At 64.9% G+C, this 8966-nt stretch carries 12 protein-coding genes; 3 read left to right on the top strand and 9 right to left on the bottom strand.

Annotated elements, in window-relative coordinates; all coding sequences use genetic code 11:
* Positions 1–1134 (top strand): arsenite efflux MFS transporter ArsK (gene arsK, locus EOD15_RS22170; RefSeq protein WP_245463734.1); only part of this gene is annotated, 1134 nt, incomplete at its 5' end.
* 7 nt (positions 1135–1141) lie between these two features.
* Here arsK and EOD15_RS22165 read toward each other — a convergent pair.
* The 7 genes from EOD15_RS22165 to EOD15_RS22135 form a co-directional block, all read right to left on the bottom strand.
* On the bottom strand, positions 1142–1870 hold the full coding sequence (locus EOD15_RS22165) for an amino acid ABC transporter ATP-binding protein (RefSeq protein ID WP_164761932.1): 729 nt from the start codon (positions 1868–1870) through the stop codon (positions 1142–1144).
* 56 nt (positions 1871–1926) lie between these two features.
* Entirely contained in the window at positions 1927–2601 is a 675-nt protein-coding gene (locus tag EOD15_RS22160; protein ID WP_127272108.1) for an amino acid ABC transporter permease, read from the bottom strand.
* Positions 2598–3269, bottom strand: coding sequence for an amino acid ABC transporter permease (locus EOD15_RS22155; protein WP_127271796.1), 672 nt, complete (start codon positions 3267–3269; stop codon positions 2598–2600). Before EOD15_RS22155 ends, EOD15_RS22160 begins: the two co-directional genes overlap by 4 nt.
* A gap of 143 nt (positions 3270–3412) precedes the next feature.
* Positions 3413–4219 (bottom strand): ABC transporter substrate-binding protein, encoded by an 807-nt coding sequence (locus EOD15_RS22150; protein ID WP_127322024.1) that lies wholly within the window; start codon positions 4217–4219, stop codon positions 3413–3415.
* Between the two features lie 111 nt (positions 4220–4330).
* The gene (locus tag EOD15_RS22145; RefSeq protein ID WP_127408823.1) at positions 4331–5494 is read right to left on the bottom strand and encodes a saccharopine dehydrogenase family protein; all 1164 of its coding nucleotides are present in this window, start codon (positions 5492–5494) and stop codon (positions 4331–4333) included.
* A complete protein-coding gene (locus EOD15_RS22140) occupies positions 5491–5991 on the bottom strand; it encodes an Lrp/AsnC family transcriptional regulator (RefSeq protein WP_127271168.1) in 501 nt (166 codons plus the stop codon). Before EOD15_RS22140 ends, EOD15_RS22145 begins: the two co-directional genes overlap by 4 nt.
* A gap of 132 nt (positions 5992–6123) precedes the next feature.
* Positions 6124–6996 carry a LysR substrate-binding domain-containing protein gene (locus tag EOD15_RS22135; RefSeq protein ID WP_127408822.1) on the bottom strand — a complete coding sequence of 291 codons (873 nt, stop codon included), beginning with the start codon at positions 6994–6996 and terminating at the stop codon, positions 6124–6126.
* Between the two features lie 112 nt (positions 6997–7108).
* On the opposite strand from EOD15_RS22135, the gene EOD15_RS22130 reads away from it, so the two are divergent.
* Both EOD15_RS22130 and EOD15_RS22125 read left to right on the top strand, forming a co-directional pair.
* A complete protein-coding gene (locus EOD15_RS22130; protein ID WP_127269973.1) occupies positions 7109–7318 on the top strand; it encodes a hypothetical protein in 210 nt (69 codons plus the stop codon).
* Between the two features lie 27 nt (positions 7319–7345).
* On the top strand, positions 7346–8110 hold the full coding sequence (locus tag EOD15_RS22125; RefSeq protein ID WP_127322508.1) for a sulfite exporter TauE/SafE family protein: 765 nt from the start codon (positions 7346–7348) through the stop codon (positions 8108–8110).
* A 39-nt stretch (positions 8111–8149) separates the two neighbouring features.
* Here EOD15_RS22125 and EOD15_RS22120 read toward each other — a convergent pair whose 3' ends face one another.
* Both EOD15_RS22120 and EOD15_RS22115 read right to left on the bottom strand, forming a co-directional pair.
* Positions 8150–8335, bottom strand: coding sequence for a DUF1778 domain-containing protein (locus tag EOD15_RS22120; RefSeq protein WP_245463733.1), 186 nt, complete (start codon positions 8333–8335; stop codon positions 8150–8152).
* Between the two features lie 90 nt (positions 8336–8425).
* The coding region (locus EOD15_RS22115) for a sugar O-acetyltransferase (RefSeq protein ID WP_348629430.1) at positions 8426–8966 on the bottom strand (541 nt) is incomplete at its 5' end.

Here is an 8966-nt window from a genome sequence, read left to right as displayed (position 1 = left end):
GTCGGCGCGAACAGGCTGCCGGCAAACAGCGAGGCCGACAGCGCGCCGAACACCCAGCCTTCCGTGAGCCCGAACTCCCCAGCCATTGCCGGGCGGTGGGCCGACCGCTTCGGCGCCGGCCGCATCATGACCGTCGGCTCGGTGGCGGCAGCCGTGGCGCTGGCGCTGTGCGCCGTCGCGCCCGACCGCGTGACCTTCGTTCTGGCATTGCTGGCGATGGAACTGGCCTCCAGCTTCGTCCTCTACAGCGCTGCCTTCGTCGCGATCGTGCAGATCGGGGTTCCCCGGCCGCAACGCAGCATCACCCATCTGACGCTGATCGCCGGCTTTGCCTCGACCCTGTTCTGGCCGCTGACTTCGGCGCTGCATGCGCATCTGACATGGCGTGAGGTCTATCTCTTGTTCGCCGCTCTCAATCTCGGCCTCTGCCTGCCGATCCACGCCTGGCTGATGCGCCTGTCGCGCCGCCATGCAACGGCCAGAAGCCAAGAACGCGAGCCGATCCCTGAAGCGGGCGCGCCGCTCGATCCGTGGCGTGGCCGGGCCGTGTTCCTGCTCATGCTGGCGGGGTTCGCCACCGAGGGCTTCGTGCTGTCGGCGATCCTCATCCACATGGTGCCGCTGACGGCGGCGCTGGGGCTCGGAACCGCAGGCCTCTTCGTCTCGACCCTGTTCGGACCGGCGCAGGTCGCCAGCCGGCTGATCAACATGCTGTTTGGCGGCCGCCGGCAGCAAACGCACCTTGCCGTCATTGCCGCGTCGCTGCTCACAGCCGGGCTGTGCGCGCTGCTGCTGACGACGCCGTGGCTGCCCGGCGCCTTCGTGTTCGTGTTGCTGTTCGGCCTCGGCTCCGGCCTCACCAGCATCGTCGGCGGCACCTTGCCGCTCGAACTCTTCGGCCGCGAAGGCTATGGCGCGCGGCTCGGATGGGCGAGCGCTGCCCGTCAGTTCACCTCGGCCTTCGCGCCGTTCGCGCTCGCCTTCATGATGGCGCGGACATCCGTCGCCAATTCCCTGTGGGTCCTGGTGGTCGTCGCCGCGAGCGGCGTCATCGCCTTCCTCGCCATCGTGCTGCTGAGGCGCCGCGGCCGGGTTGCGTTCGCCATTGGCGGCAATCCGGAAGAGGCGGCCTGACCGCGCCTCAATGTCTGAGAATCTTGCTCAGAAAAGCGCGGCTGCGGTCGGTCTTGGGGTGTGAGAAGAACTCGTCCGGCGTGCCGCTTTCGACGATGGCGCCGGCGTCCATGAACACCACGCGCTGGGCGACCTTGCGGGCGAAGCCCATCTCGTGTGTCACCACCATCATGGTCATGCCTTCCTCGGCGACCGCCACCATGACGTCGAGCACTTCGGAAATCATCTCGGGATCGAGGGCCGAGGTCGGCTCGTCGAACAGCATGATCTTGGGTCGCATGCCAAGGCAACGCGCGATCGCCACGCGCTGCTGCTGGCCGCCGGAGAGCTGTGCGGGATAGGCATTGACCTTATCGGCGAGTCCAACCTTGGCCAGCAATTCGCGGCCTGCTTTTTCAGCCTCGGCGCGCGGGATCTTGCGGACATGGATTGGGGCGAGCGTGACGTTTTCGAGTGCCGTCTTATGCGGGTAGAGGTTGAACGACTGGAAGACGAAGCCGATCTCGGTGCGCAGCTGCGTCATGTTGGTGGCGGGGTCGCCCAGGCGTTGGCCGTCGACAACGAGGTCGCCGTCCTTGATCGCCTCCAGGCCGTTGACGCAGCGGATCAGCGTGCTCTTGCCCGAGCCGCTCGGGCCGCAGACGACGACCACTTCGCGCGGCTCGACGCTGAGCGTGATATTCTTGAGCACATTGAGCGTGCCGAACCATTTGTTGACGTCGCGAAAGTCGATCATGCCGGTTTTGGCAAGGCCCGTTTTGGTCATGTTTTCTGGACCTTTGGGGTTGGAAGTCACAACTGCACCTCGCCATGCGCCGCGCCCATGCGCTGCTCCAGCCGGCGGGCCAGCATGATCAGCGGATAGCAGACGATGAAATAGCCGACGCCGACGAGGAAGAAGACCAGCAGGCCGTTGGGCACACGCTGCACCACCAGCCAGCCAACCCGGGTGAGGTCGGTGAGCCCGATCGCCGAGACGACGGAAGAATCCTTGATCAGCAGCACATACTGCCCGACCAGCGGCGGCAGCACGATGCGCATCGCCTGTGGGAGGACCACCTGGCGCATGCGCTGCAAGCGCGACAGGCCGGACGCCAGCGCCGCCTCGACCTGACCTGTCGGCACCGAGCGGATGCCGGCGACGACGATCTCGCAGATGAAGCAGGCGGCGAGGTTGGTCAGCGCGATGATGCCGGCGGTGAAGGCATCGAGTTCGATGCCGAACTCAGGCAAGATGAAGAAGATCAGGAAGATCTGCACCAGGAACGGCGTGCCGCGGATCAGGTCGACCCAAGCCCCGATCAAGCCCGAGATCAGCCGGTTGCCGCCGGTCCGCAGAATGCCGAGGCCGAAGCCAAGCAGGGTGCCGAGCACCAGGCTGATCAGTGACAGCATCACGGTCATGCCGAGGCCGCGCAGGGCCAGCGGATAAGAGCCGGCGAGGCTTTGCAGTTGTTGCCAGATCATGTCCGCGCCCCCGCCGTACCGAGCCAGCGGCTGGAGACGCCAGCCAGTCCTTTCAGGCCGTAATAGAGCAGCAGATAGAAGGCGGCGATGGTGAGGAAACCTTCGGCCGGCATGAAGCGGTCGGAGGCGAGCAACTGACCGGCGCGGGTCAGTTCGGAAACCGAGATCAGCGACAGAAGGGCGGAATCCTTGACCAGCACGATCGCCTGGCCAAGCAGCGGCGGGATCGTCACCTTGAAGGCCTGCGGCAGGACGACCAGGCGCATGCGCTGGACATAGGTCATGCCCGAGGCGACGCTGGCTTCGACCTGGCCGCGCGGGATCGACAGGATGCCGGCGCGAATGATTTCAGCGATATAGGCGCCGCTGTTCAGCGACAGCGCGAGGATGCCGACGACCAGCTCCGGCAGCACGAAGCCGAGCCGGGGCAGGCCGAAATAGAGAAAATAGAGCTGCGCCAGCAAAGGCGTGGCACGCACCGCATCGATATAGGCCTTGGCCGGCACGCGAAACAGCCAGCCGCGCTGCAGATTCATGGCGCACAGCACGATGCCGACGATCAGCGCCCCTACAAAGGACAGCGCCGACAGCCAGACGGTCGTGATCAGGCCCTGTCCGAACAGCGGCAGATATTCGACGATGGTGCGGAAACTGAAATTTTCGAGCATCGTTGGGTGCAATCCCCAGAGTGCAGGAAGGGCGAGTAGCGAGTAGCGAATAGCGAGTAGAGAATTGCGAGCAGCAAAAAGCATGGCCGGAACGGCCATTCCCTATTCGCTACTCCCTATTCGCTACTCGCTATTTCAATTCCTCAGTGGTCTTTCTTCCAGGCGTCGGAATTGACCCAGTAGTCGAGGTTCTTCTGCAGGCGTCCGTCGATGGTGACCTGGTTGAGGAACAGGTTCATCCAGACCAGCAGGTCCGGCTCGTCATAGCGGGTGGCGAAGGCAAGCGGCTCCTTCGACAACAGGTCCGGCATGATGGTGAAGCTGTCGGCCGGATAGGCGGTCGACTGGCCCTTGACCGCCGAGACGTCGTTGACGCCGCAATCGGCCTGGCCGTTGTTGACGGCGTCGAGCAGCAGCGGACCGCCGCCCTTGTAGCTCTTGATGTCGGCGTCGGGGAAGGCTTTCTTGGCTTCCTTCTCGCCGGTGGCGCCGAGCAGCACGGCGATCTTGGTGCCCTTGGCCTTGCAGTCCTCAGTGGTCTTGAACTTGCTGTCGGCCTTGGTGAAGACGGTGCTGCCCGTGTACATGTAAGGCGTGGTGAAGGCGACCTTCATGCCGCGCGCGAGCGTCGGTGTCATGTCGGCGACCAGAAGGTCGGCCTTGCCCGACAGCAGTGCCGGGATCAGGCCGTCCCAGTCGAAGTCGAGGAAGGTGATCTTGACGCCCATTTCCTTGGCCATCATTTCGGCGAGTTCCACCGAACTGCCGGTGCGTTCGCCATTGGCGCCGACCAGCGAGAAGGGAGGCCCTTGAGTCTGCACGGCGACGCGCAACTCGCCGCGCTTGGTGATGTCGTCGAGCGTACCGGCACTGGCAGCGGCAGTGAGCCCGGCGAGTGCAAGCCCGGCGATGAAAAGTCTTCCGGCGATGAAAAATCTGGCAATCTTCATTTCGGTATTCCTCCTTGTTTTATTGTTCCACGTTGTTTTTCACCCTTTGGGGTGCTTTTTGAGCGGCAGCGCCGTTGCCGACGGCAGCCACCGTTCGAAAATCTTTTCTCCTCAGTCCCGTGCCACCGTCTCGGAAACCGTGATGCCACGCTTGGCCAGTTCGTCGAAGAACCTGATGTCGGGCACGTCGAGCAGCGGGTTCAAAAGGCCTGGTCTGGTGATCTCACGCCGCGCGAGCATCTGCGCCACGATGCTGGCGGGATAGCCGACGCCGAGGCTCATGCCGAAGAGGCCGGAAACGAGATCGCGCTCGATGATCAGGTCCGACGTCACGGTCTTGGCGCGGCCGCCTTCGAGGCCGGAAAAGACATTGCGCATCACGCAAAGATCCTTTTCGCCCGGGCCGTATTGCAATTGCGGGCCGAGCAGCCGGCCGAGGAATTCGCGCGGGCTGTTGGAGGTGCCGGGCACCTTGTCCTCAGAGAGGAAACCGAGCTCCTTCAACGGCGCCCAGAAGGCCGACCATCCCGGCCAGCGCAGCGTGTAGCGGCCGGAGCGGCGCAGCGCTTTTGCGGCGTCCAGCATCTCGACATAATGCAGCGCATCGCCATTGGGGAAGGCTTCGAGCTTGCCCAGACCCGCAACCTCGATTTCATGGATGAACGGATTGTCGTGCTGCTGGCCGGCCGGCACCGCGACGCGTTTCCCGTCCTCGATCATCACGCTGTCGCGGTTCTGGCTGACCAGGACCATGTCGAAATTCCAGCTCACCTTGTAGCACAGCGGCTTGGCCATCGCCTTCGGCTCGGGGATGCCGCCGCAATAGGAATCGATCGAGGAAATCGAATCGAACTGCCTGGCGGCGCGCGCGTACAGCACGAGGTCGATGCCGGGGTCGAGCCCGCATTCGGTCATGATCGAGACGCCGGCCTGTTCGGCGGCTGGCGCCAGGTCGGCGATCGACTTGGCGTAATTGGTGGTGACCAGCGGCGTGCGCGTGGCGATCGCGGCCTGCACCGCCTGGCGCATCAGCGGCTGCGGCAACAGGTCGATGACGGCGTCGACATCATCAAGCACAGTGGCCAGCGCCGGGCCGATCGCGCCTTCAGGCACCACGAAGCGCACGCGGGCAAGATCGGTCAGGCCGGCAAGCCGGGCCGGGCCATCCGCTGCGGTGTCGACGCAGACGATTTCCTCGACGCCGTCGCTGGCGACGAGGTCGGCGATTGCCGCCCGGCCTTGCAGGCCGAGGCCGCCTAGTACCGCGATCTTCATGCCGGCTCCTTGCGGTCGTCCGACCAGCAGCCTTCCGGCAGGCTGACCCATTTGTTGCAGGACGCCATGACGACGAAGGTTTCGCTGCGCACGACTTCGCCGGGCTCGCCGGCGCCGGGGATCAGTTCGCTGGTGACGCGGTAGAGATCGGCGACGTCACCGGCCACCGTCACGTCGACGATGATGTCGAAGCGCCCGGTGACCACCGAAGCCGAGTTGACGAAGGGCAGTTCGGAAATACGCTGCGCCAGTTCGCGGGCCCGGCCGCGCCCCTGGGCATTGATGCCGACAATGGCCGAGATCAGCTCGGGGCGCTCGGTCAGGTTCAGCAGGCCGACGATCTTGAGCAGGTTGCGGTCGAGCAGGTTGCGCAGCCGCGTGCGCACCGTCGGCACCGAAATCGCCAACATCTCGGCGATGCGGTTGATGCCCGGCTGTGCATCCTGCGACAGCTGTTTGACCAGCCGCCGATCGGTCAGATCGAGATGTTCCCGCAAAGTCCCCGTCTTTCACAAAAGGAAAAAACTTCGGCTATTTTTTTGCCAATGTGCAAACAAGCTACGTCACGGATATTTGAAAAGCAAGGCAATGATTCAGCGTTGCTGGGGATAGGTAGTCGCTGTCAGGGCTCAGACCAGCGCTGCCGCCAACAGTTTTGCCTGTGGCGTCAACTCATCGAAGCGGCGAGCACAGAGGTTCAGCTGGCGCGTCGCCCAGTCGTCGGTCAGCCGCAGGCTTCGCAGCGAGCGTGCCGAGCGGCGCGCCGCACTTTCCGGCACGATAGCGATGCCGGCGCCCTGGGCGACCAGCCGGCAGACATTGTCGAGGCCGGGCACGCGGATGCGGAAGTGCAGATGACCGCCAAGGCGGGCGGCCTGACGGGTGATGTGCTCCTGCAAGGGATGGCCGGCGCTCAGGCCGACAAAGGCTTCGCCGAGCAGGTCGCCGAGGTTGGCCGTATTGCCTTCGAGGTCGGGCCAGTCTCTCGCGGCGATCACCATGAGCCTGTCGATGAAGAACGGCTTCTGCTCCAGATGCGAAAGGCCGGCCCAGGTCGCGGCGATGCCGAGATCGGCGGCACCGCTTGCCACCGCCTCTGCGATCTCGTGGCTGGGGCGCTCGTCGAGGTCGATGTCGATGCCGGGATGCGCGACGAGGAAGGCCGGCAGCATGTCGCGCAGCAGCGCGCTGGTGGCGGCCGTGTTGGCCATCAGCCGCACGCGGGCGCGCAAGCCCGTGGCATAGGCGCCGAGGTCGCCGGCCATCGCCTCGATCTGGTTCTGCACCGCCCGCGCATGGTGCAGCAGCGCCTGCCCGGCGGCCGTCGGCACCACGCCGCGCCGCCGCCGCTCTAAAAGCGGCGCGCCGAGGCTTTCCTCCATGCCCTTGATGCGGGCGCTGGCGGAGGCGAGCGCCAGCCCCGCAAGTTCGGCACCATGGGTGATGCTGCCGCGCTCGGCGACCAGCAGGAACAGCCGGAGATCGGTAAGATCGAAGCGCATCTTTCTTCTCCTGCAGGGTTTCAGCCTTCGGCGCAGGCGAAGGCTGACGGCGTAACTTCCACATTGTGGGCGGCCGGCATGTCAGTCAAATCTTTTGCGATGGAGATGCGCGATGAGCGAAAAGGCGACAGGCCGGCATGGACCCGGCATACTTGAAAGCGCGGCGATCGTGCTTGCGATCGCGGTGGCCTCGCTTGCCATGGCGCGAGCGGAGCCCGGCCAGCGCGGTTGCGTGGCGATGGCTGCCCCTGTCCACCATGAAGCAACGCCTGCAAAACCCGCACCCGACGATGATGCGGCGGACATGCTGTTGCATGACTGATCGAAGCGGCACCCCGAAGGAACGACCGTGCTGAGCGTCGGCGTCATCGCCTGGATCGGCGCGGTCTTCCTTGCCGCGGGCTTCGTCAAGGGTGTCGTCGGCATGGGGCTGCCGACCGTGGCGATGGGGCTGCTGGCGGTAACGATGCCGCCGGCGCAGGCGGCTGCCCTGCTCTTGATCCCGTCGCTGGTCACCAATCTTTGGCAGTTGTTCACCGGCCCATCCTTCGGCGGGCTGTGCAAGCGGTTGTGGACGATGATGGCCGGCGTCGTGCTTGGCACCGTCGCCGGGGCCGGCCTGCTCACCGGCACACACTCTGGCGTTGCCTCGGCCGGGCTCGGTGCGGCGCTGGTGCTTTACGCCATTCTCGGCCTGCTCAAGCTTGGCTTCACCACGCCGGCGCGCCACGAGGCGTTGGTATCACCGCTGGTCGGCGTGGCGACCGGGCTGGTCACCGGCGCCACCGGGGTCTTCGTCATCCCGGCCGTGCCCTATCTGCAATCGCTGCGGCTGGGCCGGGAAGACCTCATCCAAGCGCTCGGCCTGTCCTTCACCGTGTCGACGGCGGCTCTTGCCTTTGGGTTGTTCAAGGCAGGCGCGTTCGCATCGCCGACAATGCAACTGGCGGGATCGGTCCTGGCGCTTGCGCCGGCGCTCGCCGGCATGTTCGCCGGCCAGGCGCTGCGCCAGGCGATGAGCGTCGAGACGTTTCGCACGGTGTTCTTCGCCGGGCTGCTGATGCTGGGCGGGTATCTGGTCTTGGAGGCCGCGCTCTGGTCTTCGGCATCCTAAGCGGCCGGTGGGGATTGGCGCGGAGCGTGATCATCAGCGTCATGCAGCGTCCCATGGAGGCTTTGTCGTCATGGTGCGGCGCAACCGGTGGTTCGGATGCTGCGGCGCGTCGAGACGTTCCAGAAAAGCGGCGTAGACATCCGGCTCGACAGTAAAGATGTCGCGGTTGAGCAACGTGTCTTCAGTGGCACGCTGCAACGCTTCAAGCATGAAGTCCTTGCGCATGAATGGGCTCCTTCCCTGCGTTAACAGCATAGCATAGCGACGATGTCACTACGATCTGTCGGTCCGGCCGCCCGATGAAAAGTCGCGCCCTCATTCGGCAATCGACCTGATGACGTTGGCCGGGTTTCCCCCGACAAGCGTGTTCGGGGGAACGTTCCTAGTGACCACGGAACCCGCCGCGACAACCGAGTTTTCGCCCACCGTCACGCCGCCGATGACCGTCGCGCCGGCCGCGATCCAGACATTGCGTTCGATCACGATCGGCTTTGCGGTCGTGAAGGCGCGACGCCGCGACGGTTCGAGGGGATGGCCCGAGGTGATGAGGCTGACATTCGGCCCGATCATGACATCGTCGGCGATGTCGAGCCCGCCAAGATCATAAAAGGTGCAGTTCTGATTGATGAAGACGTTGCGCCCGACGCGGATATCGGATCCGCCGGTCGTGTAGAAGGGCGGGATCAGCAGGAAGCTGTCGTCGACCTTCCTGCCAATGAGTTCGCTGAACAGGGTCCGGACTTCAGCCGCGTCGTTGAAGGTCAAGCGGTTGAGGCTTGCGGTGGTCGCCATCGCCCGTTTGACGTCGGCCAGCATGGCGGCCGACTGCGGCATTCCGCTGGGAATTATCCTGGTG

This window comes from Mesorhizobium sp. M7A.T.Ca.US.000.02.2.1 (assembly GCF_003996995.1).
Classification (GTDB): Bacteria; Pseudomonadota; Alphaproteobacteria; order Rhizobiales; family Rhizobiaceae; genus Mesorhizobium.
Note: the sequence above shows the minus strand (reverse complement) of the source record. Positions and strands in the feature narration are given on the sequence as shown.

Excerpts from the sequence above, each read along its gene's own strand:
- EOD15_RS22165 (WP_164761932.1), bottom strand. The coding sequence starts at position 1,870 with ATGATCGACTTTCGCGACGTCAACAAATGGTTCGGCACGCTCAATGTG.
- EOD15_RS22160 (WP_127272108.1), bottom strand. The coding sequence starts at position 2,601 with ATGATCTGGCAACAACTGCAAAGCCTCGCCGGCTCTTATCCGCTGGCC.
- EOD15_RS22155 (WP_127271796.1), bottom strand. The coding sequence starts at position 3,269 with ATGCTCGAAAATTTCAGTTTCCGCACCATCGTCGAATATCTGCCGCTG.
- EOD15_RS22150 (WP_127322024.1), bottom strand. The coding sequence starts at position 4,219 with ATGAAGATTGCCAGATTTTTCATCGCCGGAAGACTTTTCATCGCCGGG.
- EOD15_RS22145 (WP_127408823.1), bottom strand. The coding sequence starts at position 5,494 with ATGAAGATCGCGGTACTAGGCGGCCTCGGCCTGCAAGGCCGGGCGGCA.
- EOD15_RS22135 (WP_127408822.1), bottom strand. The coding sequence starts at position 6,996 with ATGCGCTTCGATCTTACCGATCTCCGGCTGTTCCTGCTGGTCGCCGAG.
- EOD15_RS22130 (WP_127269973.1), top strand. The coding sequence starts at position 7,109 with ATGAGCGAAAAGGCGACAGGCCGGCATGGACCCGGCATACTTGAAAGC.
- EOD15_RS22120 (WP_245463733.1), bottom strand. The coding sequence starts at position 8,335 with ATGCGCAAGGACTTCATGCTTGAAGCGTTGCAGCGTGCCACTGAAGAC.